Below are 25,624 nucleotides of genomic sequence, written 5' to 3' on the forward strand. Positions count from 1 at the left end.
GCGAACAACGTAGTGTAAGTTTTTCGGTGCCGCCAAGCTCTCGTACAAATCAACGCTGTTTTCGTGCTTCGTATGACTGAAACGCTTGCCCCTGTCGTTATTTTAAGCCCACGCAAGAATGAGGTCTTCATTTCCTATTCTCATAAAGACACCGATTTTGTAAATCGGCTGAATGAAATGCTGAAGCAGTGCAAACGAGACTGGTGGCTTGATCATGAAGACATTCCAGAAGGCAGCCAGTGGCGAGATGAGATCAAGAAAGGCATCATCAACGCCCATACCTTTCTTTTTGTAATCAGCCCTGATTCTGTCATTTCACCAGAATGTAAAGTAGAGCTGGAGATTGCTCTGGAGTATAAGAAGCGGTTGCTTCCGGTTTTGTGGCGGCAGCCCTACGAATCCGATGTCCCAGATGCACTCAACAAATTACAGTGGACAGACTTTGTTAAAAACGACTTTAAGCAAGCGTTTAACAAATTAATCGAAACAATTGATACTGATCTGGAATACGTAGAAACCTACACTCGTTTCTTAGGAAAAGCGCTTGAGTGGGCTGAACTCGAAGAGAAGGATAAGAAGCACAGCAACGATCTGCTATTGCGAGGCAAGGAACTTCAAGTCGCTAGAGATTGGCTGGTACAGAAGGTTAGCAGTAGAGTGGCTGGCGAGAAGCCTTACCCCGCAGAATTGCAGGTATATGTTGCCAAAAGTAGCGCTGCTGAATCTGCTAGAAGTGCCCGCAATCTGATTGTTGCAGTCATTGTTGCCTTTTTAGTTGGCTCATTTGGTGCCTCTGCATTTACCGCAAAGGTAGGTCAGATTGATGCCCTGGTTACATCGTTGGAAGAGAACCAGGGGCTGGATGCATTGATTACCGGGTTGAGAGCGGGAACCGAGTTAAATCGATATAGCTGGGTAGTAAGCAAAATTAACTCCCAGTTGCAAGTTAGGGCTGTGACTGCTTTGCACAAAGAGGTATACAGTCTGAGAGAGCTAAATCGCCTGTTGGGACATCAGAAACCTATTTTCAAAGTCAGTTTTAGCCCCGATGGAGCGCTAGTTGCCTCGGCAAGTGAAGATGGTACGGTCAAACTATGGCAAGCAAACGGCAAACTGATTAAGACTCTCTATGGACATCGCAACGCGGTGGTGGGTCTTGCTTTTAGCTCGGACGGCCAAATCCTTGCCTCTGCTAGCTATGACGACAATATTAAACTTTGGTCAACTGATGGCACGCTGATTAAAACACTGGTATCTCATCGCGATCGCGTCATCAATGTCATGTTTAGCCCCGGAGGGCAACTGCTAGCTTCCAGTAGTGCAGACGGTACCGTTAAACTATGGTCTCGTCAGGGAGATTTGATTGCAACGCTAGACCATGACCAACCCGGAACGGGTTTACCTCGAACAACCGTATGGGACGTCAGCTTTAGCCGCTATGGCGAAATCCTTGCTTCTGCTGGTGGAGATGGCAACGTTGTGCTTTGGACTCGTGAGGGCAAACGGCTAGCCACGCTAAACCACGGCCAACCCGTTATTAGTGTTAGCTTCAGTCCCGATAGTCAACTCATTGCTTCAGCCAGCGTAGACGGCACCATCAACATGTGGCAGCCCAATGGCACCAAAATTGCGGAGTTGAAGAAGCATGAAGGCATTGTCTATCGAGTGGCATTTAGCCCCGATAGCCAACTACTGGCTTCGGCAGGGGAAGACAGCACGGTCAGGCTTTGGAGCCGTAAAGGCAAGCTGGTTCATACGCTTCGTGGTCATCAAGGTGCTGTCTATCGTGCCCAATTCAGCCCGGACGGTCGAACATTGGCTACGGCAGGGGCAGATGACACGATTAACCTGTGGAAACCAGATGACAGCACCTTGCTCGATACCTTTGATACCCACAAAAATCAAGTGCTTGGCATCGACTTTTCACCCGATGGAAAAACCATAGCCTCGGCCAGTGCCGACAGTTCTGTGCGACTGTGGCGAGTCGATAGTCCTATCCGAGTTCTTCCTCACAACAACACTGCGCTAGATGTAAGCTTCCGTTTTGATGATCGCATGGTTGCATCTAGCAGCCGCGAAACCATCAGCCTGTGGCGACAGGATGGCACCCTGTTGAACAAAACCACTGCGCATAAAGGGAATGTATTTAGCGTCAGTTTTAGCCCGAATGGGCAACTGTTGGCCTCTGCGGGTGAAGATGGAACGGTGGCATTATGGCGGCTCGATGGTACTCATCTGTTTCGATTCAGAACCTTTAGAGACGCTTATAAAACAGCAGCTTTGAGCGTTAGCTTCAGTCCGAATGGACAAATACTGGCATCGGGTGGTGAAGATGGCATCATCAAGCTTTGGCAAATTGCGGACGGTTCGCTTGTTGCCGCAATAGATGGCCAGCAGGGCGCTATTTCTAGCGTTAATTTCAGTCCTGACGGTCGCATTCTGGCTTCTGCCGGAAAGGGTACACCATCGGCATCAGGCACAGTAAAGCTATGGCGGCTCGATGGTGAGTTGCTTGCGACCCTGGAAGGCCATCGAGGCATGGTTGACGATGTGAGCTTTAGCCCTGGTGGTCAAGAAATCGCCTCTGTAGGTGAAGACGGCACCATCAGACTTTGGCGTGCCAATGGCGATCTGCTCAAAACGATCGACGGCGATGGCAGCGAGGTTTTAAGCGTCAGTTTTAGTCCAGATGAGAAGTTGATCGCTTCAGCCAATCGAGATGGCACGGTCAAACTCTGGACTATAGGGGGTCGTCCTATCACCACGCTTCAGAGACACCGCCGGGAAGTGTCTAGTGTTAGCTTCAGCCACGACGGCAAAACGCTGGCTTCGGCTAGCTATGACAACAGAGTATTGCTCTGGCAATTACCCACTCACTTCGATCAAAGAGCTTTAAAGAACCTGCTGCAAGAAGGATGCACCTTAGCTAATCATTATCTGGTGAGTTTAGCAGCGCACAAAGCTGACGCTAGACCCAATGGTTTGTGCAAAGAATTTTCTACACAGCAACCTGTTCGACCTGTTCGTTCAGTGGAGTCAGTTAACTGACGTGCTGCCGATTGGGAGGCTGTGTGAGTCGATGCATTATCCGCACAACAGCACTAACCAGGTTGACAACTAGACGGATTGTTAACGTAGTCACAGTCTAGCTGAGCAATAATGAGTGTCTGGTTCACGCTAACAGCGTTGCCTGGAGTTTGAAGCGGCAAATTGACTTGCAGAGATATTAAGGTTGCCAGTGTGCCAACGGCCATAACTATACGACTTGCCATACTTGCCATCTCCCAGAAATTAATTCTGCTAATATACGTAGTCAACAATAAGAAAATTTGTAGCGTTCCTGATGAATAGTGTCACTCCAGGAAAAGAGCCTCATGGGTTGTATTGTGAGATCCTTTAGCCACTCTGTGTTGATCGCCTTGTGACATCAAGAACTTAAATTTACACCCTTACACCTATTCTAAATTCAATTACTGAGCCAGGGCTAACGTCTCCGGAACTTGTTCTAAACTTAACCGTTGGCTTGGTTGGGTGCTTCAGTAAAACTACAGCAACCGATCGCCCGCACTTATATCAGAATTTTCCTCATTGCTCGTCCGTTAACAGGAATTAAAGCAGGCGATCGCTCCGTTACAACCTTCTGGTTAGATGATTCTTTCAGCAGATGTTAATAGCAGCCAAACCCACTACGATTGATGGCTGGACAGGAAGCGATTTTCCTTTTTTCTGAGGAAAGTGCTGACCTGCGAACTTTATCCTTGATATAGGAGGTTTACATGGGCTTTGTTAAGCGTGGACGGAAAATACTGGCGGCTCTGGGCGTAGCGCTGATGTTGGCGATCGCTCCGATGGTGGGTCTGTTTACAAACGCCAGTGCTGCGACAGCCGCAACCTTGCAGTCGGTATCACCCAGCCAAATTGCTTTGGGTGATAGTGGGCTGGAGCGTCGAACCAAAGCAACTGCTGAAAAACTAGAAGGACAAGCTCAGCGCTCCTACGGCGATGCGGTGGATAGCCCTGCTAACCAAATTGAGGGTGCGGCCAAGCAATTTTCTGGTAATACCAGAAACCGAGTTGAAGATGCAGGCGATCGCGCTAAGGATCTAGCGAGAGAAACTGAAAAGCAGTCTGAAACGCTAGTCGATCGCGTCAAAGACTTTTTTAACTAATCGCTCACGTTAGTCCGATTGACGGTATTAACCAAATCTTAAGGGCTACTTTATCCGGTGGGGGATGGTTAAAACCGTCCCCTATTTTGTTCTGAACGATGCTGGGGTGTGGTACTGGGGTGTGGGAAGATCAGCGAAGAGGATTTCGATCGCTAACCTCGTTTGAAATCCTTCCCCATTCATTGGTTTGTATTCACAATCACCATTACGGCTGCGAACATGTCTCAGGGCATTTTGTCACTGGCCAAGCAAGGAAATCCTCGTGCTATTGCGGCATTAATCAATCACTCGACTCGGCCTCAGGGAATTACGGTACAGGTTGCCAGACAGGATGATTGTCTGCATGTGCTGTTTGAATCAGCACGGGCACCTAATCAGCAGGACGCTGTTGTTTTGATCTGCAACAGCATGAAGATTCTCAAGGTTGAACCGATTCAATCGGTCAAGGTTTATGGGCGACAAAGCGGTGAGAAGCCTGTGGCATGGAGCCAGGTGATTCAGGTTAAACCCGCATTCAACCCGTCGAGTGTAGATAGTTCGAGTGCAGACAGTTCAAGTGCAGACAGCCACGCGTCGGATGTACCAATTTCAACGGGTAGTCCTGTGACTCAATTAGAGACTCAATCAGAATTTCCCCCAGCGGCGATCGAATCCCAGTCTGTTGACCCTACCCCCTTGCTTGAGCCGCCTGAGTTGCCGTCTGCGGGCACTCAGCCATCTGAACTGCCTGAGGCGATCGCCACTCCCTCTGAGGTTACTGCGACTCCCGGCCAAGACTGGTTGCGCCGTCCAGAAGCCGTGGTTTTGATTCTCTTTGTCAGCATGATTATGCTCTGGCAACTGTACATCGACCTGCTAGAGGAGGCTGAAGCCGACTCGCTGAGCGGGCGCGAACTTGCGGAACGGTTGGGCATCAACCAAAGTACCATCAGCCGTCGCAAAGACCGCGACGATTTTAGCGAGTGGACACGCAGCCTCGACCCCGATGGCATTGGTTGGGTTTACCAGAACCAGTCCTTTGTACCCAAACTACACGCGGACGAATAACGACAACCCGATTGCAGGATGATCGGTTGTAGAAAAACTCCGTAGGGTAGAGGGAAACATCCTCTAATTTCAGGCAGTCTTGTTTCAATACTTGTAACTGCCGGATCAACCTTCGCTTTGTTTTCTACTCTGAAGCTATGCCCCCCTCTGTCAAGTCATCTGCCTCGAATCCGGCCTGGGATGAGCTGACGCTGGCAAACCAGCCCGACCCGACCCAACTGGACAACATCAAAGCCCAGCTCGATCTGGTTTTACTGGCGTTAGAAGCGCTGGCAAAGATCACCTCGGAGGGTATTCTTCAGGCAGCAGTTGAGCTAAACCTGGCTGATGTTGTGTCCGATCGGGTAGCGCTGTGGCGGCTGCGTCAATCCAGTCCCTTACGGCGGGGACGCGGGCGGAAGCGACTAGACATAGAGGAGGCGCGGGCGCTGGTTTTAATTATTTGCCACCTGGCTAAGCAGCATCAGGAGCTAATTCGCCGTGCCGTTGCTCTGTTAGAGCAATTGACCGAACAAAACAAAGAGCCTCACCATGCTTCGCTCCTGGGAGATTATCTAGATAATTTTAGTAATACGTACCAGGAACGCATGGAAGAAGGGGAGAATTCTTCTCCCGATCAGCTCACCTACCTGGCGTTGAAATTGCTAGTTGATCTGCTGTTTTATAGCGCACCTAGTGGTTCTCGTCGCCTCTGGCTAGCACTGTTAGATCGGTCACGCGATCGCAGGGAATAACTATTCCTTTAGCCCTCGTCACTTGTTGCTCATTCTTGCTTATGTCATCAGTTCTACGTCGATATACTCCTCCAACCTGCACCTTAGAAATTGCAGCAAAGGGTTCGCCTTTGTCACGGTGGACTGATCGTCCAGTGCTGAAACAATTGCGGTTTCAACTCAGTTTTGATGACCCCAAGCTGCCCACCGAACAGCAGGTCAAGGTTAGAGGCGATCGCGCTCAGCTTGAACGGCTGTGTGAAGTGGTTGAAACTTACATTCAGCACACCCTGAATCAACCCTCTCATGTCCTTATGCCGCTGCGGTTTGAGTTGCCCTCTAAGCCTGTGGATCAAGACCTGTCTTCTACGGAAGCAGGCATTCGTCTTAAACCGAAAGGGCTGCTGTCCCATGAGCTATGGTTGGGCGGTCTGGCGACTGAAGAGTCGGGTTCTGTGGTTCACCTCAGTGCCTTGCAGTTGTTTGATCTCGCCAACGCGTTAGACGAATACACGGCTGAATCGCTGGCTATTCCGTCTTTAGGACGGTCAAACTGGTTCAGCCGCTCATCGGGATGGGCACGAATTGCAGCGATCGCAGTTTTAGCGTTGGGAGCCTCCTCCGTGCTGGCGAAGTTTGTGATGGATGTATCTTCGCCAACCGCCGTGCAGACGGCAACCACCACTGCGGCTCAGGAATCGGGGCGTCAGGGTTTAGAGTCTCCAGTGGCTCTGGATGATTTTCCGGATGTTGCCAATTTGCCAGATGCCACCAAAACCGCACCGCCGTCCTTGGGCAACCTGGAACCGTTACCGCCGCCGCCCGTTCCTGGTAGCACCCAACCGCCGCCCCCAGCGCTTCCTTCGGTGGTAGTGCCTCCTAATCCGGCAGTGGTGGCTCCACCGCCCTCGGCAGCGCAATCTGCCCCTGTACCGGCTCAACCGTCTGCCGCTCCGCCTGCGGCTGCGCCCCCTACTCAGGCACCGATCGCCCTATCTATTCCCGAAAATGGTGCTGCCAGTACAACCAATGGTGGGCAGTCGCCTGTGGAGGGTTTGAATGACGTTCCGCCGCAAGGAGCGGATAGCACGGCACGACAGGCTCCTGGGGGTGGTACGGCGTTTGACTCAATTCCGCAAATTGCTGAGGTTCGCAGCTATTTCCAGGATCGCTGGCAACCTCCTGATGGGCTGGCGCAAACTCTAGAATATCGGTTGGTGTTGAACAGTGACGGGTCGCTTCAGCGGATTACGCCGCTGGGAACGGCTGCCGGAACGTATCTCGATCGCACGGATATGCCGTTGTTGAACGAGCCATTTGTATCGCCAACGGACGGCGGGCAAACCCCACAGGTCAGGCTGGTGCTACGACCAGATGGTGGAGTTCAAACGTTCGCCGATCCAGGCAGCTAGTCTACCTGGATGGCAGGGTTGAACCGGGATGCGGTTGAGGCCGTTGCGCTTGGATGAACGATCGCAACACGCTAGCATCAATACATCAGCCTGTTTCAACGTTCAGTGAGTGCAACCCATGACAACGGCAGTGACCCAGCGCAATTGGCAGCCCATTATCAAGCAGTTTGAAGCGGTGGTGGACAAAAAAGGCGTGATGCAGCGGCGAGAAGAGTTGCTGGTCTACGAGTGTGATGGGTTAACGAGCTATCGTCAGCGTCCGGCGGTGGCCGTCTTTCCCCGCACTACCGAACAGGTGGCAGAACTGGTGAAAATTTGCGATCGCCACACGGTGCCGTTCATTGCCCGCGGAGCCGGAACTGGCCTGTCGGGTGGAGCGCTCCCAATCGAAAACTGCGTTCTGATCGTAACCTCTCTGATGCGGCAGATTCTTGAAATTGATTTTGAGAATCAGCGGGTAGTAGTGCAACCGGGGGTGATCAATAGCTGGGTAACGCAAGCCGTGAGCGGTGCTGGATTCTACTATGCGCCTGATCCCTCCAGCCAAATTGTTTGCTCGGTGGGCGGCAACGTGGCCGAGAATTCCGGCGGCGTACACTGCCTTAAATATGGTGTCACGACGAATCATGTGTTGGGGCTAAAGCTGGTATTACCCGATGGGTCGATCGCCGATGTGGGCAGCAAAATTCCCGAAATGCCGGGATATGACCTGACCGGGCTGTTTGTTGGCTCTGAGGGTACGTTGGGCATTGCTACCGAAATTACCCTTCGCATTCTCAAGGCTCCAGAGGCGATCGCCGTTCTCCTGGCCGATTTCACTAGCATTGAAGCTGCGGGACAAACGGTGTCTGACATCATCAGCGCTGGCATTATTCCGGGCGGCATGGAAATGATGGACAACTTCAGCATTAACGCCGTTGAAGACGTAGTGCGAACAGACTGCTACCCGCGCGATGCCACCGCAATTTTGCTAATTGAACTGGACGGATTGACGGTTGAAGTGGCGGCTAACCGTGAACGGGTGGAGGCGATTTGCCGCCAAAATGGTGCCCGTAGCATTACGACAGCGGTCGATCCTCAGGAGCGGTTAACGCTATGGAAAGGCCGCAAGGCCGCGTTTGCGGCGATGGGCAAAATTAGCCCCGACTATTATGTGCAAGATGGCGTTATTCCGCGTACCAAACTGCCGGATGTGCTGCGGGAAATTGAAGCGTTGGGAGAACAGCACGGTTACAAAGTGGCGAACGTGTTCCATGCGGGTGATGGTAACCTGCATCCGCTCATTCTTTACGATAATTCGGTGCCTGGTCAGCTAGAGGCCGTTGAAGCGCTGGGGGGCGACATTTTGAAGCTGTGTGTCAAAGTCGGCGGCAGCATTTCTGGCGAACACGGCATTGGTGCCGATAAACGGTGCTATATGCCAGAAATGTTTAGCGCGACGGATTTGGAAACCATGCAGTGGGTACGCCAGGTATTTGACCCCAAGGGCATTGCTAACCCCGAAAAATTGTTGCCAACGCCTCGTACGTGTGGTGAAGCAGCGCAATCGATCGCCCATCAGCCGTTTCCAACCCTGGAACTATACTAAAAGCGGCATAGAAAAAGGGCGAATGTATCGTTCGCCCTAGCAAGGAGAATTCCAGTCAATCCACTCATTCCCCAAAGGTCATTCCTCAACGGCACCGATCGCTTTACTGACATCGGCTGAGGTTTCAAACTCATCATCTGGCATTTGCTGTAAGGTGTTTAGCACCTCTTTATCTGCCCCTTGCTCTTTTGCATGGGACACCACATCCTCTTTGGAGGCCGGATAGCTTATGCCTTTTAGAAATTTCTGAATTTGAATTGGATTGGCTTTAGCCATTGAGTTGCTCCCTTGAGGCGTTCAACTGAACTACTCAATCGTAGAATGAACCATTCGCTGTATTCCTCCTACTGAAGGCTCAGCTCGGTTGCTCTAGATTCTGTCTCAAGATTGATTTCAAATAAAGGTAGGAACCCCATCTCGCCCCCGGCAGCCAGGGTTCAACCCAGTTGATGTAGAACAGATGCGATATGCGGAAGAACACAAGCCACTGCATCTCTTTTACAATGCGATCGACCCCACAACCGATTTCATCATGTGCCGATTGCTCGGATATTTAGGACGATCGATTCAGCTCGATCGCCTGTTGTACAAGCCAGATCATTCGCTGATAGTGCAAAGTTATCAGCCGCGTGAAATGACCGCTGGCTTGCTGAATGCAGATGGGTTCGGCGTGGGCTGGCATCATCCCCATCAAGACACCTTGCCGTTCACCTATCGCAATACATTGCCAATCTGGAATGACAGCAATTTACCTGGCTTAAGCCGTTACATTGAGTCTGGCTGTGTGGTGGCCAGCGTTCGCAGCGCCACGGCTGGGTTGGCGGTTGACCTCAATAACTGTCCACCGTTTCAGTACGATCGCCTTCTGGCTGTTCACAACGGCTACATCGAAAACTTTCGCCAAACGCTGTATCGCCCCATTCGCGATCGCCTCAGCGACTCGCTTTATCAATCCATTCAGGGCACCACTGATTCAGAGCATATTGTGGCGCTGTTAATCCACGAATGGCAGCAGTCTCATTCCCTGGAGCAAGCCTTAAAGGACACATTGATTGAGCTATTTAAGCTGGCTGCCGCGCACAGCGTGACAGCAGGTGCCAATTTGATTGTGAGTGATGGGCAGCGCTTAGTGGCCTGCCGCGCTTCTAATCGCTCTCCTGCCCCGTCTCTTTATTGGCTGAGAGACGACCCTCTCTTTCCAGAGGCAGTAGTGATTGCGTCGGAACCATTGTTTGCTGGCAAATGGAACGCGTTTCCAGAACACAGCATCCTAAGCGTAAGGAACGATCTTGATGTTCAAATTCAATCATTCGGATGACTTCGGACGTGCCAACATCCAGTCTCGCTTTGCCCCACTAGGGCACGCCCCCAGCGACATTGTGCGAGATTCGCTGCACCAGACCGTGCGCGATCGCCGTCAACAGCTCAAGCGTTGGCTGCAATCGTGTCGGCAGGCGACCCTCGACCAGTTTGAGGAGGTTGATTATGAAACGCTGTGCCATCAAGCCCATCCAGACTTTAGCCCCATCGGGTGGCACTTAGGCCACATCGCCTTTACCGAATCGATGTGGATTTTGGAGCGCTATGCCGGACAGTCGCCTCTGTTCCCACAGTACCGTCGGCTACTGGCGGCAGATGGATTACCCAAAACGGAGCGGGGCAACTTGCCTACGTTGCCAGAACTGTTTCACTATCTAGATACGGTGCGAGAGCACGTCTTAATCTATCTGGAAACAGCACCGCTAGAGCAGCAAGAACGCCTCTGGCGCTGGTTGATGCAGCATGAAAGTCAGCACAGCGAAACCATCAGCCTGGTGCTGCAATTGCAGCGATCGCGTCAGGGTAATGGTCAGTGGTCTAGCCGCAACCCACCGTCTTCTCAAGCGGGTGCGACAACACCCAGCTCAGAGTGGCTCTCCTCAGACATGATTCAAATTCCGGCAGGCTATTTTGAGCAGGGCAACCATTCGCTGGATGCGCTCGACAACGAACGCATGGTGCATCCCGTTTATTTGGAGACGTACTGGATCGATCGCTATCCGGTGACATGCGCCGACTATCGCGTCTTTATGGAATCAGGCGGCTATCAAGAATCGCGCTGGTGGTCGGAGGCCGGATGGGACTGGTTGCAACATCATCCGATCGCCAAACCGCTCTACTGGTCAGACCATCCTGAGTGGAATAACCACCCCGTCTGTGGTGTGAGCTGGTTTGAAGCAGAAGCCTATGCCAATTTTGTCGGCAAGCGCTTGCCAACCGAGGCAGAGTGGGAAAAGGCCGCTGGTTGGAATCCTGAACTGGAGCAACGGCAGACCTACACCTGGGGCAACGCATTACCAACCTCTCGTCATGCCAATCACGATCACTGGGTGGGTCATACGACTCCGGTAGATGCTTACCCAGCGGGTCGCAGTGCTTACGGCTGCGAGGATATGCTCGGCAATGTTTGGGAATGGACAACCGACTGGTTTGATGGCTACCCCGGCTTCCAGGCGTATCCCTATCGCGGTTACTCCCAGGTTTATTTTGATGGCAAACACCGGGTGCTGCGGGGAGGAAGTTGGGCTACGCGCCCGTGGGCGCTACGTTGCGCCTTTCGCAATTGGTATCATCCCGGTGTGCGGCAAGTGCTGGCAGGGTTCCGCTGTGCCCGCGACCAGGGCGCAACTCGCTAACCTGTTCAGACGACTCTAGCAATTTCTCTGATTTCCTCCTAAAGGTTTAAGCTGAATCTCAGAATCGGGTGGGAGAATACAAAGCGGATGTTTGCTGTGAACTAATAGTCGGCATTGAGTTCGGCTGAGAAACATCCATTAAAGGGTTCTAAGAGGCTTCATGCAAGTAACACCAACATCTAACTCCGTGAGTGCAGTTACCGATACTCGCGATCGCCACCCTGACCATTCGCTCGATCTGACTCGTTTAGAGATTGATTATTTGCTCAATCCAGTTGAGGCAAATCAAGCAGAATTAGAGGCTGCTCAAGATGTTGTAAATGGATTACGCCAACCGCAGAAAACCTTGCCGCCCCGTTATTTTTATGACGATCGCGGCTCTGAACTATTTGAGCAAATTTGCAATTTACCCGAATATTATTTGACCCGCAGCGAAACGGCCATTTTCAACACCTGTGCCGAGGCGATCGCTCAGATTACCGGAGCCTGTGAACTGGTGGAACTAGGCAGCGGCAGTGCTACCAAAACCCGCATTTTGTTGAATGCGTATCAGGCACAGGGGCACCCCCTGCGCTACCTGCCAATTGATGTCAGTGCTGGAATTTTAGAAAGCAGCGCTCGCGATTTGCTGGCAGATTATCCCAGTTTGACGGTGCAGGGCCTGGTAAGTACCTATCAACTGGCTTTAGAGCGGCTTGTCCCAGCGCAACTGCCCACTCGAATGATTTGCTTTATTGGCAGCACGTTGGGCAATCTCGACCCGCACGCCTGCGATCGCTTTTTTAGCCAGATCACCCGAGCGTTGCAACCAGGCGAATATTTTTTGCTGGGGGTTGACCTGCAAAAGCCAAAGGAGGTGCTGGAAGCGGCCTACAATGACAACCAGGGCGTAACGGCAGAGTTCAACTTGAATATGCTGCGACACTTAAACCGCCGCTTTGACGGCAACTTTGACCTGACTCAATTTGAACATTGGTCAGTTTACAACGAGTCGCAACATCAAATTGAAATGCGCTTAAGAAGCCTGACAGCTCAGCAGGTTGAGCTACGGGCATTGGATCTGCAAGTTGAGTTTCGACCGGGTGAAACCATCTTGAGTGAAATTTCCCGCAAGTTTGATCTGGATGTACTCCAACACGACCTGAAAACCAGAGGACTTGTCCCGATTCAATCGTGGACTGACCCAAATCACTGGTTTGGCGTGCTGTTGTGCCAGTTGCCGCTAAAGGATGCTGCATAGCATCGTAGCCCTATTCATTTCCCACAGAGTGGCGACAGAGTGGCGACAGAGTGGCGGTCGATCGCCATGATTACACCTGATAATGGATCTACTGCGATCGCTTTACTGAAAGACCCATGACTGGCTTGCGTTCAGGCTTCGATTCATCTCACACCCAACGGTCACTGGCACACTATCCTCTGAGTGTGGCTCCCATGATGGATCGAAGCGATCGCCACTTTCGCTACTTCATGCGTCAGATTACCCGGCATACGCTGCTGTACACCGAAATGGTAACCAGTGCCGCTATCTTGCATGGCGATCGCAACCGTTTGTTGGGGTTCTCGCCTGAAGAAAAACCGCTGGTGCTTCAGGTGGGGGGCGACACGCCGCCCGACCTGGCAGAATGTGCCCGCATTGCCGAAGCAATGGGCTACGACGAAATTAACCTCAATGTTGGCTGTCCCAGCGATCGCGTTCAGACGGGCAACTTTGGAGCCTGTCTCATGGCGCAGCCCCATCGCGTTGCTGCCTGCGTGGAAGCGATGCAAAAAGCGACGACCCTTCCTGTCACCGTGAAGCACCGAATCGGGATTGACGATCGCGATCGCTATGACGATATGGTCGATTTTGTGCGGATTGTGGCAGAGGCAGGATGCCAGCGGTTCACCGTTCATGCCCGCAAAGCGTGGTTGCAGGGGTTAAGCCCGAAAGAAAATCGAGATATTCCCCCCCTGCGCTATGGCGATGTGCATCGGCTGAAGCAAGAATTTCCTCACCTGTTTATCGAAATTAACGGTGGATTTACCACCCTGTCGCAGGTGCAGGAACAGGTACAGCATGTGGATGCCGTCATGATTGGTCGCGCTGCCTACGACAATCCCTATTTGTTTGCCCCCGTCGATACCGAGTTCTATGGCGCGGTGGGCACCCCTCCTACTCGGCACCAGGTGGTTGAAGCGATGGTTCCCTACATTGATTTTTGGTCTGCGAAAGGCAGCAAGCTTCACAAAATTACGCGCCATATGCTGCAACTCTTTGCCGGACAACCGGGCAGTCGGGTGTGGAAGCGGTATTTAACCGAGCGATCGTGTCTACCCGAATCCGACTCTGATGTGGTTCGTGCGGCTCTGGCTCTGGTACCCGTTGCTATGCCATCGGCAGATCAGTCGCCTCCCAACGCGATGGAAGCGGGTTGAGCCACGCAACGAATCTAACCCTAAAATTGTTGGCAGGCACCCCAATTTGCAGGCGATCGCACAGCAGATACGAATGCTTGACATTTCGTAATCATAACGAGTACGCTTAGCTGGTTGATTTGCAGTGACGAGTGTTAGAAGGAGCCTGATTCATGTTGCCCAATCGCGAAGGACAGAAAGTTCCTAGTGTCAGCTTCCGTATCCGTCAAGATAACGAATGGGTGACCCTCAACACAGATGATTTGTTTGCAGGAAAGACCGTCGTTGTTTTTGCCTTACCGGGTGCGTTCACACCCACCTGTTCCTCAACCCATCTACCCGGATATAACGAGCTAGCGCCCATACTCAAGAAAAATGGCGTGGATGATATTGTCTGCCTTTCGGTAAACGATACCTTTGTGATGAACGAGTGGGCAAAGTATCAGGAGGCCAATCACTTAACCCTCATTCCCGACGGCAACGGCGAATTCACTGAAGGTATGGGGATGCTGATCGACAAGTCGGATCTGGGATTTGGCAAGCGATCGTGGCGTTATTCCATGCTGGTGAAAGATGGTGTCATCGAGAAGATGTTCATTGAACCTGAAGAACCAGGCGATCCGTTTAAGGTGTCTGATGCAGAAACCATGCTGCAATACATTAATCCGGACGCTAATAAACCCACGTGCGTCTCTATCTTTACAAAGGTGGGGTGTCCTTTCTGCGCCCGTGCCAAAACAATGCTAGGCGAACATGGCATGGTCTACGACGAAATCGTTTTAGGCGATGCTGTCACCACACGGGCATTACGGGCTGTAACAGGTGCAGCAACGGTGCCCCAGGTGTTTATTGATGGCAGGCTCATTGGCGGTTCCGAGGAGCTTGCGGCTCATCTTGGCGTGGCCTAACCCTGGTCATTTCGTTTCAACACATTTTTGTGCCAATCATACCGAACAATAAAGAGTCCCCTGGCTCATCTTGAACCAGGGGACTTTGATTTAGACGCGATCGCCCTCTCAGGCCGTTAGCTGAACCGACCAGTGAGGTAAGACGGCGACATATCAGACCACGACTGTTTCACCAAATCGTTGTCTGCTTTGATGCTGCCCAGATAGTTTCCAGCCGGAAGAGCAGGGAAGCGCTTGTAGGGCACTACATCCTCGCCAAAGTAACGAGCATACTCAGGGCTATCTACGATCGCTTCAACCGCAGCTCGTAAACCACCATCAGCCAGCAGCTTGTTGTACTGCTGAATTTCAGCTTGAGTCGCTGGAGCACGACCCAACAGGTGACGGAACAGGAACTCAATCACCTTGGTGTTGGGATAGGGCGTGTAGAACCGCTTGCGGTAAATTTCGGAACTGGCTAGCGATTTCACAAACTCTCGCACCGAAATTTCGCTATTACGCAGCTTGCTCTCCAGATCAGAGCGGCGGAACTCGGACGGCACCTGACCGCTAAAGACATCCATCACCTGAATGTAAATAGCATCCAGCACCAGCGCTGTTTCACCCTGATCCATGCCTGGGTTCATCCGGTAAATGCGAGCAGGCTTGCGGCGATAGGTACCCACCCCAGCTTCCACTGACTGACCACCACCATTGGTGAACGAGCGTCCTAGTTGAATAAACAGCGGCTTGCTCGTGTCGATCTTCCGCATATTAGCGGTAGCATCTGCCATCGCTTTGCCCATCAACGGGAGCTTCGTGATGTCAAGGCGCGACTTCACTGGCTTAAAGCTAGGCACGACGACATCGTCGTTTTGCTTGGTGAGCTGGTTATACAGCTTCTCGGTGTTGGGGAAGTTTGCGGCCGGCAAGGTTGGGAAGCGACGGTAGGGCACTGTATCTTCACCGAAGTTTTCGGCATACTCAACGCTGTTTACCATCGCCCCAATAAAGGCACCCAACCCTTCGGAAGCCAGAATTTGGTTGTACTTACGAATTTCTGGCTGATCCAGCGGTGCCCGACCCAGGAAGTGCTTCGTCCCCAGTTCAATCACCTTGGTGTTGGGGTAGGGAGCGTAAAACTCCTTGATATACAGCCGGGAGGTTCCTAATGCCTCAACAAACTCTTTGAGGTTAGTTTCGCCGTTCCGCAGTTTGCTTTCCAGCGCCGTGAACTCGTTTCGAACAATGTAGGGTTCAACGTCTCGCTCAAAGATTTGACGATAAGTGGCTCGAATCGCTGTATTGACCTGCGTATTATCGTGCCAGTCGGTGATCTTGAAGGTTTTGGTTTGCTGACGCTGTTTGTTGACTCCTTGGTTCACCCGGAATTCAACATCAGCAATCGATCGCCCATCCTTAACCGTACCTAGCTCAACAAATCGTGGTGTTTCCTCCTTCGCCACTTGAGTGCCCTTGTCAGCAATGCTGCCGATGCGGTTGGTGCGAAGGGCTAACCCGTTGGGGGTTAGATAGCGCTCGTAGGGAACGGTATCTTCACCAAAGGTTTCTTCGTATTCTTTGCTGTCAATTAGCTGATCGACCAGGGCATAAAGGCCTTTCTTGGAGCATAGATCGAAGTACAGGTTCATCTCCTGCCGCCCGTAGGTAGGGCGACCCAGTAGACGACGGTGGATATATTCGATCGCCTTCGTCACATAAAGCGACGACCAGTAGAGCTTCCGGAACAGGTCAGATTTCGCCAGTTGGCGGATAAACTCTCGAATGGTAATTTCGCCATTCTCTAGCTTAATCTCGGACACCTTCAGGCGTTGACCGTCATACACATCACGACCAAACACTTGCAGGTACGCAGCCCGAATCACCGCCTGAGTTGAGCTTTCAGAGAATTTGACGCTGACTCCCTGAGAGCCACCCCCGCGCTTGCTGAACGTTCCGGTGTAGCTCGGAAGTTGATCCAGCTTGAACACCTTTGGTCCTAAGGAACCAGGGGCAGACCCTCTTGCTCCAGGATTACTGAGCTGGTTGTTAATTCCTGGCCCCCGATTAATTAAGATACGGCGAGTATCTTTGCTAAACGGAGCAGGGCGAGTGCTGGGATTTTTGGTTTGTTTCGGGAAGATGGCACCAAACTGAATCTCTAGCGGATCGTTGCCAGAACCGTACACATGCTGATCGGGCAACGGCTGGTTGTAGTCCGCAAAGGTGGTAATAAACTGAGGCACCTTACGGAACGGAGCGCTGTATTTAAACAGATCCTGCTGAGGTCCCCAGTTGCGGCACTCTTGTGCTTCTTGCCCCAGACCCCGAATGTAGGGAACGGTTTCTTCGCCAAAATAATCGCTGTATTCGTTGGAATCCACCAGCGCATCAATCAATGCCGGTAAACCGCCGTTCGACACGATCGAGAAGTATTTTTGAACCTCTTCGCGTGAACTGGGACCTCGTCCTAAAACGTGCCGGAAGGCGAGTTCTAAGGCGCGGCTGTTGATGTACGGATCGTAAAAGTTTTTGCGATAGAGCGGCGACTTGGCTAAACGGCGGATGAATTCCTTCATCGAAATCTCGCCGTTCTTCACCTTCGATTCCAGATCAGAGATCGCCAGGGAGTAAGCACGAGTAATATCGCGCTCAAACACCTGACGGTACGCTGCCTTAACCACATCATTCTTCTCGGTGGAAGAGAGACCGGGCTTCATCGCATATTTAGGTCTGCGCTCTGCCGCGTTGAAGTAGATCTGGGGCAGTTGTAAACCCTGCTGGTCGCCGGATGGCCGCTGACGCAACTTGTCAGATGGAGAGGGAGCCCGAAACTCTGTGATGAGAACATCGAAGTACTGCCCCACAATCGTAGAGGCGGCCTCATCCCGACGGAAGTAGCCCAGCGCCGCTTGCCGCATTTCTTGCAGCGCGACGATGGTAGCTTCGCCCGAACAGGCATTTTCGATGATCTCCCGTAAACCGCGTGTATTCACGGCAATGATGTTGGGGTCACCCGCTACGATCGCATAGGTGACATAGCGCAAAAACCAGCTCAGGTCGCGTAACGACTTCTGCATGTTGGCAGGGCCGTACCGCGCCACGTTAATCGGTCGGAACCCTGCCGGAGATGGCCCTCCTCCGGTAGCGCTAAATAGCGATCGCAACCCTTCGAGAAAACCGCCCCGGCTTTCTACATAGGTTGCTGTCCCCAACTTCATGGCTTCCCGCGCGTCGAGGCTGGCTTCAGCCGTCGCAAAACTCTCGACTGGCACACTTGGCTTCTCCAGGTATGCCATCGGAGAACCGCCGACAAAGATGCGGTTAGCGGCACGAGAAACAATTAGCTCAGCCCCTTCCGTCAAAGCCGACGCGATTTCCAGACGCTTCAACCCTGAATTGAAGTAGCTGGATAGCTCGCTCAGTTCGCCTCGCCCTAGGAAGCGATCTTGTTGCTCTGCTTGAGAAATAGTTGCGACGGGTAAGGTTTGGTATAGCTGCGGACGCGCAACAGAGCTTCCACCACTTGCCTTTACACTCATTGGATTTCAAAAGCTCCCTTGAATCGTTTGCATCAGTGATTGCATTCTTTAGATTTGCCCAGCGTGACATCTGGTAAACGTTCCTAAACCGTTTGATGCTATACCGTTTCGTATCAAACAGCTCTCGGTCGAGGGTTTACCAAAACGACTGCTCGGGGTCACCAGCTTTTTTATTAGATTAAAACGATTGGGACTCATCACACTGATTTATTAAAAAGTGTGTAGTAGACCCATCAGACATCTCATTGGCGATCATAGGGGATATGTATCAACCAGATGAGAACAAGTATAAGTTTTGTTACCTTCTTAGGATTTCCTGAACCAAAATCGCGGTTTTGCATCGAGAGAACCGTTCACCCTGGGGGCAAGCGATCGCTGTCCCATCCCACCCCTGATTACAGACGGTAATTTCTGAGGTGCAAGTTAGAGCTGGCTGTCGCAACACAATTCTTTCGCGTATTTGCAGCATAGTAGGGATAGGGTTCCGCAAACCGCTGACAAGTGTAAAGAATTGGTTCGATTGCTCCAGAGCATTCCGTCGGGCATATCGGGTAGATAAACCCTGTTAGATGCCTCCGATCAACTAAATGGCCCCGATGAACGTGCAGCGGGATGCCTATCGTTTTCGATCGCACCAACACCCCAGAGTTCGCTACACTCAGTTTTGCTGCGATAGTTGCTGCGATCGAACCCACCATGCCCGATCAAACCACCATTAGTGCGGCTGTTGCCAAACTTTACGACACTTACCCCTTTCCACCAGAACCGTTGCTCGACACGCCGCCGCCCGGATACAACTGGCGCTGGAACTGGTTGGCTGCCTATAACTTTTGCACCGGGCAAATGCCGCAAAAGCAAGATGTTCGCATTTTAGATGCAGGCTGCGGCACCGGCGTGGGGACGGAATATTTAGTGCATTTAAACCCCCACGCCCACGTGGTGGGCATTGACTTGAGCGCTGGCGCTTTAGCCGTTGCCAAAGAACGATGTCAAAAGTCAGGAGCCGATCGCGTCGAATTCCATCACCTGTCCCTCTACGATGCTGACCAGCTACCTGGAAAATTTGACCTGATTAATTGCGTTGGCGTATTACACCATACGCCTGACCCGATTCGCGGCATTCAGTCTCTGGCTCAAAAGCTGGCTCCCGGCGGCTTGATGCATATCTTTGTGTATGGCGAATTGGGCCGCTGGGAAATTAAGTTGATGCAGCAGGCGATCGCCCTCCTGCAAGGCGAGCAACAGGGAGACTACCGCGACGGCGTGCAGGTGGGGCGAGACATTTTCGCTTCGTTGCCCGAAACGAACCGCCTGCTGAAACGCGAGCAAGAGCGCTGGTCGCTGGAAAATCAGCGAGACGAAAATTTTGCGGATATGTACGTCCATCCTCAAGAGATTGACTACAACATCGAGACGCTGTTTGAGCTGGTTGCGGCCTCTGGTCTGGAATTTCTGGGGTTTTCCAATCCCCGCACCTGGCAGCTTGAGCGCTTGCTCGGCAAAGCGCCAGGGTTGCTGGAACGAGCCAGGGGGTTAAGCGATCGCCAGCGGTATCGCCTGATTGAACTGCTTGACCCCGAAGCGATTACCCACTACGAATTCTTTTTAGGCCGCCCACCCCTGGCGCAGGCAGACTGGTCATCCGATGCAGCGCTGTATGCCGCGATTCCTGAGCGTAGTCCGTGTATGGACGGGTGGGATAGCCGCTGCCTGTTTAACTATGACTACCAGATCGTAAACTTAAGTGAAGCCGAATGGCAGTTTCTCAAAGCCTGTGATGCTAACCTGGAACGGCGATCGCTCCAGCAGATTTTAGCAGCGGTGCCGTTGGACTTGGCAGGGGTGCGATCGCTGTTAGCCCAACAGTTGATTCTGCTAACGCCAGGAACCAGCGATTAGACCCAAACTCACTCAACGACTGAATGCACTCAATGCCCAACGGCAACGGACGGGTGCTGTTCCCATTACCTCGCGATCCCGGTCGCCTAATCTGACAGAAACTTAATTAAGTATTGTTACCTGTCAGTGATATGATCATGTTGGCCTATCGTCATCCAGCTAACACTCTGGACCAGGTTCTAGACAATCGTGAACTCGCCAGAAAGACCTCTCGAAACCGCTCCTGAAACAGGGAATGTTCAGCCCGGTCAACTGCCACCAGAGCCGGACCTGTCGATGCAGGAATACTACAAACTCCAGCAGGATTTGTTCAAAGTAATTCTGATTCTGACAGCGATTATTTTCGTCTCTGTTTGGATCTTCTACTCCTTGAACATTGCTCTCAATTATCTGATTGGAGCGTGCACAGGTGTGGTTTACTTGAGAATGTTGGCTAGAAATGTCGAGCAGCTTGGTAGGGGAAAGAATCGGGTGAGCAGCTCTCGCCTTGCTCTCCTGATAGGGCTGATTTTAATCGCATCTCGATGGGATCAGCTGCAAATCATGCCTATTTTTTTAGGATTCCTCACTTACAAAGTCGCCATCATCTTCTACATGCTGCGGACGGCGATTTTGCCTGACTCAAATTGATTCAGGCTATCCTAGCACTCCTAAATAAGTTTGGGGAAACTCTTTCGCATGGAAATGCTGAACGCTCTTAATGTCATCAACGCTTTCCCCCTGGCGGAACTGGAAGTAGGAAAGCAATTTTACTGGCAACTTGGCAACCTCAAACTGCACGGGCAGGTTTTTCTCACGTCCTGGTTTGTAATTGCGTTGCTAGTCATTGTTTCAGTTCTGGCAACTCAGAAGATCCAGCGAGTTCCTTCCGGGGTTCAAAACCTGATGGAATATGCGCTAGAGTTCATTCGAGACCTGGCCAAAAACCAGATTGGTGAGAAGGAATATCGCCCCTGGGTTCCCTTTGTTGGCACCTTGTTTTTATTCATTTTCGTGTCTAACTGGTCGGGGGCGCTGGTTCCCTGGAAGCTGGTTCATTTGCCTTCAGGCGAGTTGGCTGCGCCAACGAGCGATATTAACACCACCGTAGCGCTGGCGTTATTGACCTCGTTAGCCTACTTTTACGCTGGGTTTAGCAAAAAAGGGTTGGGTTACTTTGGCAACTATGTGCAGCCGGTACCCTTTATGCTGCCATTCAAAATTATTGAAGATTTCACTAAGCCCCTGTCGCTAAGCTTCCGTTTATTCGGCAACATTTTGGCGGATGAACTGGTGGTTGGGGTGTTGGTTCTTCTCGTGCCGCTGTTTGTACCGCTGCCGGTGATGGCGTTGGGCCTCTTCACTAGCGCAATTCAGGCGTTGATTTTTGCAACCCTGGCGGCAGCCTACATCGGTGAAGCGATGGAAGACCACGGTGAGGAGCATGGGGAGCATTAGGATCCTCAGTTGGGGCACAGGTTACGTCTGCCCTTTTGGCGAAAGGTTCGATCGCAATACCGCCAACAGGCGGCTATAGGCTCGAATCTGAGCTGGTTTGAATACGCTTGTCTAGTTCCGTTTCTCTAAATCTGTAATCGAAGTAAGGAAAGTTTAAGTCATGGATCCACTAATTGCTGCTGCTTCTGTCATTGCTGCTGCTCTTGCTGTTGGTTTGGCCGCGATCGGGCCTGGAATTGGTCAGGGAAATGCAGCAGGACAAGCTGTGGAAGGGATTGCTCGTCAGCCCGAAGCTGAAGGTAAAATCCGTGGTACGTTGCTGCTAAGTTTGGCGTTCATGGAAGCGTTGACCATTTACGGGTTGGTGGTTGCACTCGTTCTATTATTTGCCAACCCCTTCTCGTAATTCATCCCATCATTCTGTAGAGACGCGGCTGGCCGCGTCTCTACGGGTGATTAACTGCATGTCGTGTCTTCAATTCATTGTTAAACCCCTCTTGGGACGTATGGGGTAACTTAAGTTATGACTTACTGGACGATCCTGCTAGCTGTTGAAGCCGCTGCCGAAGAGGGAGGCGGGCTGTTTGATCTAGATGCAACCTTGCCGTTGATGGCAGTGCAGTTTTTGCTGCTGGTAGCCATTCTCAACGCTGTCTTCTATAAGCCCCTCAGCAAAGCGCTCGACGATCGCGATTCCTATATCCGCTCGAACATCACCGATGCTCAAGAGCGACTTTCGAAGGCGCAAAACCTGGCAAAGCAGTACGAGCAGGAATTGGCTGAAACTCGTCGTCAATCCCAGGCAATTATTGCAACTGCTCAAGAAGATGCTCAAAAGATTGCGGCTCAAAAGGTAGCTGAGGCACAGCGTGAAGCGCAGGTGCAGCGTGAGCAAACGCAGCAGGAACTGAATCAACAAAAGGAAGAAGCGATGCGATCGCTAGAGCAGCAGGTTGATGCTCTGAGCAACCAAATCGTTGAACGATTGTTGGGTAGCGTTTCAGCTGGCTAATCGATCGCGTGGGGCTGTTGTAGATGGAAACTATGGGAACCTTATTACTGTTTGTCGCCCAGATTGGTTCATCAGCCGTTGAAATGGCGGAAGAGGTTGAAGGGCATAGCTTTGGCTTAAACTTTGATCTGCTAGACACCAATCTCATCAACCTTGTCATTATTATTGGCGTACTGGTTTATTTCGGACGCGGCTTTTTGGGCAAAACCTTATCAGAGCGGCGATCGCGAATTGAAGACGCTATTCGGGAAGCAGAAGATCGCAAAAAGAAGGCGGCTTCTGCCCTGGCCGCAGAACAGCAAAAGCTGGCTCAAGCACAGACTGAAGCAACTCGAATTCGGGCTGCCGCAGAAGAAAGCGCCAAGGCTGCAAGAGCTGCGATTTTGGCTCAGTCTGAACAGGATATTCAGCGACTGCGAGCCGCTGCTCAGCAAGATTTGACCTCTCAGCAAGAGCGGGTTGTGACGGAACTGCGTCAACGGGTTTCAGCCATGGCCGTGCAAAAAGCTGAGGAGCAGTTGAAGTCGCGGATCAATGAGAATGTGCAGCAGCAGTTGATCGATCGCAGCATTGCAACCATAGGAGGGCGCTCATGAGCATCGTTTCAACCGAAATTTTAGATCCGTATGCTAAAGCGTTGATGTCGCTTGCCAAAACCCAGGAGTTAACTGAACGGTTTGGGGAAGATTCGGCCTCTTTGATCCGTTTGTTAGACGAATCAGAGGAGTTGCGGCAGTTTCTTGCCAGCCCTTTAACCCGACCAGATGCCAAAAAAGCCGTTTTGCGGCAAATTGTTGGCGAGCAGATTCATCCCTACATGCTGAACTTTTTGCTGCTGCTGGTCGATCGGGGGCGCATCCTGTTTTTAGAAGGTATTTGTAAGCAGTATCAGGCACTATTACGCGAACTCAACCAGACTGTGCTTGCAGAAGTAACGTCGGCGGTTGAACTAAACGAGGAGCAACAAGAATCGGTTCGCCAGAAGGTGGTGAATTTAGTTGGAGCCACTCAAGTTGAGCTTGATACTAAGATTGATCCAGACCTGATTGGTGGCGTGATTATTAAAGTCGGTTCCCAGGTGATTGATGCCAGTCTGCGTGGTCAACTGCGTCGGATTGGTCTGCGCCTGAGCACAACTTAGGGCGTTCTGAATTATGGGTTTCGAGTTTTGAGTGGGTTTCGTAGTCGGCTCAAAATTCAGAATTCAAAACTCAAAACTGCCTTCATTCTTCATTACCTCATCCCTGTAACTAGAGAGAAGCAGCAATGGTAGCGATTAGACCAGACGAAATTAGCAGTATTATTCGACAGCAGATTGAGCAGTACGACCAGGACGTTAAGGTCTCTAACGTCGGTACTGTTCTGCAAATTGGTGATGGCATCGCCCGCATCTATGGCCTGGAAAACGCGATGGCGGGTGAGCTTCTAGAATTTGAAGACGGTACGGCTGGTATCGCTCTTAACCTGGAAGAAGATAACGTCGGTGCGGTGTTGATGAGCGAAGGCCGCAACATCCAGGAAGGCAGCACGGTAACTTCGACGGGCAGAATTGCCCAGGTTCCGGTTGGTGATGCAATGGTTGGGCGGGTCATTGATGCGCTGGGTCGTCCGCTTGACGGCAAGGGCGACATCAACACGTCTGACTCTCGCTTAATTGAATCTCCGGCTCCTGGAATTATTCAGCGCAAGTCGGTGTATGAGCCGATGCAAACGGGCATTACCGCGATCGACTCAATGATTCCCATTGGTCGGGGTCAGCGAGAACTGATTATTGGTGACCGTCAGACTGGCAAAACGGCGATCGCCATCGACACCATCCTTAACCAGAAAGGCGAAGACGTGATCTGCGTGTATGTGGCGATCGGGCAGAAAGCCTCGACCGTGGCGCAGGTTGTTAACGTGTTCCAGGAGCGAGGCGCAATGGATTACACCATTGTGGTCGCTGCTAACGCAAACGATCCGGCTCCGCTACAGTGGTTGGCTCCTTACTGTGGTGCTGCTCAGGCAGAGTACTTTATGTACAACGGCAAGGCCACGCTGGTCATTTACGATGACTTGTCCAAGCAAGCGCAGGCGTATCGTCAAATGTCGTTGTTGCTGCGTCGGCCACCCGGACGGGAAGCGTATCCTGGCGACGTGTTTTACTTACACTCTCGCTTGCTGGAGCGAGCCGCGAAGCTCAGCCCTGAATTGGGTGAAGGCAGCATGACGGCATTGCCGATTGTGGAAACTCAGGCGGGTGACGTATCGGCCTACATTCCAACGAACGTAATTTCGATTACGGATGGCCAAATCTTCCTGTCATCTGACCTGTTCAACTCGGGTTTGCGCCCGGCGGTAAACGCGGGTATCTCCGTATCCCGTGTGGGTTCTGCGGCTCAAATTAAGGCGATGAAGCAGGTTGCGGGTAAGGTGAAGCTGGAGTTGGCGCAGTTTGCCGAGCTAGAAGCCTTCTCGCAGTTTGCCTCTGACTTGGACAAAACCACCCAAAATCAACTGGCGCGGGGTCAACGGTTACGCGAAATTTTGAAGCAGCCTCAGTATTCGCCGCTGCCCGTTGCCGATCAGGTGGCGTTGATTTACTGCGGTATCAATGGCTATCTGGACGATATCCCGGTTGATAAAGTGACTACCTTTAACAAAGGGTTGCGGGAATATCTGCACAACAGCAAGCCCAAGTTTGGGGAAATCGTCAAGGGCGAGAAGAAGCTGACCGACGAAGCAGAGAAGATCCTGAAGGATGCGATCGCTGAGCACAAAAAGACCTTTCTAGCCTCGGTGTAGGAGACTCCTGGATTCCTGGACGGGGGGTTGGACGTACATGCTGCCCCCCTCCACCCGTCTCT

At 51.9% G+C, this 25,624-nt stretch carries 23 protein-coding genes; 20 read left to right on the top strand and 3 right to left on the bottom strand.

All coding sequences use genetic code 11. The annotated features are described in order from the left end of the window. Positions 1-72 precede the first annotated feature (72 nt). A complete protein-coding gene (locus IQ268_RS11705) occupies positions 73-3,048 on the top strand; it encodes a TIR domain-containing protein (protein WP_193878707.1) in 2,976 nt (991 codons plus the stop codon). Positions 3,049-3,101: 53 nt separating this feature from the next. On the opposite strand, the gene IQ268_RS11710 is transcribed toward IQ268_RS11705, so the two are convergent. Beyond that, positions 3,102-3,272 (bottom strand): hypothetical protein, encoded by a 171-nt coding sequence (locus tag IQ268_RS11710; RefSeq protein ID WP_193878709.1) that lies wholly within the window; start codon positions 3,270-3,272, stop codon positions 3,102-3,104. A gap of 246 nt (positions 3,273-3,518) precedes the next feature. Between IQ268_RS11710 and IQ268_RS11715 the strand changes: the two genes are divergently transcribed. The 6 genes from IQ268_RS11715 to glcD all read left to right on the top strand — a co-directional run bounded on the left by IQ268_RS11715 (position 3,519) and on the right by glcD (position 8,929). After that, the gene (locus IQ268_RS11715) at positions 3,519-3,671 is read left to right on the top strand and encodes a hypothetical protein (protein ID WP_193878712.1); all 153 of its coding nucleotides are present in this window, start codon (positions 3,519-3,521) and stop codon (positions 3,669-3,671) included. A 105-nt stretch (positions 3,672-3,776) separates the two neighbouring features. Then, on the top strand, positions 3,777-4,169 hold the full coding sequence (locus IQ268_RS11720) for a CsbD family protein (RefSeq protein WP_193878714.1): 393 nt from the start codon (positions 3,777-3,779) through the stop codon (positions 4,167-4,169). Positions 4,170-4,388: 219 nt separating this feature from the next. After that, entirely contained in the window at positions 4,389-5,216 is an 828-nt protein-coding gene (locus tag IQ268_RS11725) for a hypothetical protein (RefSeq protein ID WP_193878716.1), read from the top strand. Positions 5,217-5,353: 137 nt separating this feature from the next. Beyond that, entirely contained in the window at positions 5,354-5,950 is a 597-nt protein-coding gene (locus IQ268_RS11730; RefSeq protein WP_193878718.1) for a DUF3038 domain-containing protein, read from the top strand. Between the two features lie 41 nt (positions 5,951-5,991). Further along, entirely contained in the window at positions 5,992-7,341 is a 1,350-nt protein-coding gene (locus IQ268_RS11735) for a DUF4335 domain-containing protein (protein ID WP_193878720.1), read from the top strand. 118 nt (positions 7,342-7,459) lie between these two features. Further along, positions 7,460-8,929 (top strand): glycolate oxidase subunit GlcD, encoded by a 1,470-nt coding sequence (glcD, locus tag IQ268_RS11740; protein ID WP_193878722.1) that lies wholly within the window; start codon positions 7,460-7,462, stop codon positions 8,927-8,929. 78 nt (positions 8,930-9,007) lie between these two features. On the opposite strand, the gene IQ268_RS11745 is transcribed toward glcD, so the two are convergent. Beyond that, on the bottom strand, positions 9,008-9,205 hold the full coding sequence (locus tag IQ268_RS11745) for a DUF2795 domain-containing protein (RefSeq protein WP_193878724.1): 198 nt from the start codon (positions 9,203-9,205) through the stop codon (positions 9,008-9,010). A 256-nt stretch (positions 9,206-9,461) separates the two neighbouring features. On the opposite strand from IQ268_RS11745, the gene egtC reads away from it, so the two are divergent. The 5 genes from egtC (at position 9,462) to IQ268_RS11770 (ending at position 14,909) form a co-directional block, all read left to right on the top strand. Further along, a complete protein-coding gene (gene egtC / locus IQ268_RS11750; RefSeq protein WP_193878834.1) occupies positions 9,462-10,247 on the top strand; it encodes an ergothioneine biosynthesis protein EgtC in 786 nt (261 codons plus the stop codon). Further along, a complete protein-coding gene (locus IQ268_RS11755; RefSeq protein ID WP_193878726.1) occupies positions 10,222-11,604 on the top strand; it encodes an SUMF1/EgtB/PvdO family nonheme iron enzyme in 1,383 nt (460 codons plus the stop codon). Before egtC ends, IQ268_RS11755 begins: the two co-directional genes overlap by 26 nt. Before the next feature lie 160 nt (positions 11,605-11,764). After that, positions 11,765-12,844, top strand: coding sequence for an L-histidine N(alpha)-methyltransferase (gene egtD / locus IQ268_RS11760; RefSeq protein ID WP_193878727.1), 1,080 nt, complete (start codon positions 11,765-11,767; stop codon positions 12,842-12,844). Between the two features lie 116 nt (positions 12,845-12,960). Then, a complete protein-coding gene (gene dusA / locus IQ268_RS11765; protein WP_193878728.1) occupies positions 12,961-14,022 on the top strand; it encodes a tRNA dihydrouridine(20/20a) synthase DusA in 1,062 nt (353 codons plus the stop codon). Between the two features lie 152 nt (positions 14,023-14,174). Then, positions 14,175-14,909 carry a glutathione peroxidase gene (locus IQ268_RS11770; protein WP_193878729.1) on the top strand — a complete coding sequence of 245 codons (735 nt, stop codon included), beginning with the start codon at positions 14,175-14,177 and terminating at the stop codon, positions 14,907-14,909. Between the two features lie 116 nt (positions 14,910-15,025). Here the strand turns inward: IQ268_RS11770 and IQ268_RS11775 are convergent, their stop codons facing one another. Next, complete coding sequence (locus tag IQ268_RS11775; RefSeq protein WP_193878730.1) at positions 15,026-18,430, bottom strand: phycobilisome rod-core linker polypeptide; 3,405 nt, start codon at positions 18,428-18,430, stop codon at positions 15,026-15,028. 696 nt (positions 18,431-19,126) lie between these two features. Here IQ268_RS11775 and IQ268_RS11780 point away from each other — a divergent pair. From IQ268_RS11780 to atpA, 8 genes are all read left to right on the top strand, one after another. Further along, positions 19,127-20,329, top strand: a complete 1,203-nt coding sequence (locus IQ268_RS11780; protein ID WP_193878835.1) for a methyltransferase domain-containing protein — start codon at positions 19,127-19,129, stop codon at positions 20,327-20,329. A gap of 189 nt (positions 20,330-20,518) precedes the next feature. Beyond that, positions 20,519-20,959, top strand: coding sequence for an ATP synthase subunit I (locus IQ268_RS11785; RefSeq protein ID WP_339383270.1), 441 nt, complete (start codon positions 20,519-20,521; stop codon positions 20,957-20,959). 54 nt (positions 20,960-21,013) lie between these two features. After that, positions 21,014-21,766, top strand: coding sequence for a F0F1 ATP synthase subunit A (gene atpB, locus IQ268_RS11790; protein ID WP_193878837.1), 753 nt, complete (start codon positions 21,014-21,016; stop codon positions 21,764-21,766). Positions 21,767-21,926: 160 nt separating this feature from the next. Continuing rightward, the gene (gene atpE / locus IQ268_RS11795) at positions 21,927-22,172 is read left to right on the top strand and encodes an ATP synthase F0 subunit C (RefSeq protein WP_190641179.1); all 246 of its coding nucleotides are present in this window, start codon (positions 21,927-21,929) and stop codon (positions 22,170-22,172) included. A gap of 117 nt (positions 22,173-22,289) precedes the next feature. Continuing rightward, positions 22,290-22,778, top strand: a complete 489-nt coding sequence (locus tag IQ268_RS11800) for a F0F1 ATP synthase subunit B' (RefSeq protein ID WP_193878731.1) — start codon at positions 22,290-22,292, stop codon at positions 22,776-22,778. Between the two features lie 32 nt (positions 22,779-22,810). Then, complete coding sequence (locus tag IQ268_RS11805; RefSeq protein WP_228035278.1) at positions 22,811-23,374, top strand: F0F1 ATP synthase subunit B; 564 nt, start codon at positions 22,811-22,813, stop codon at positions 23,372-23,374. Continuing rightward, positions 23,371-23,919 carry an ATP synthase F1 subunit delta gene (gene atpH, locus IQ268_RS11810; protein ID WP_193878733.1) on the top strand — a complete coding sequence of 183 codons (549 nt, stop codon included), beginning with the start codon at positions 23,371-23,373 and terminating at the stop codon, positions 23,917-23,919. The genes IQ268_RS11805 and atpH overlap by 4 nt, the downstream gene beginning before the upstream one ends. A gap of 125 nt (positions 23,920-24,044) precedes the next feature. Next, complete coding sequence (atpA, locus tag IQ268_RS11815; RefSeq protein ID WP_193878735.1) at positions 24,045-25,562, top strand: F0F1 ATP synthase subunit alpha; 1,518 nt, start codon at positions 24,045-24,047, stop codon at positions 25,560-25,562. The last annotated feature ends 62 nt before the right edge of the window (positions 25,563-25,624 follow it).

The sequence above is a fragment of the Oculatella sp. LEGE 06141 genome, assembly GCF_015207605.1.
Taxonomy (GTDB): domain Bacteria; phylum Cyanobacteriota; class Cyanobacteriia; order Elainellales; family Elainellaceae; genus Oculatella.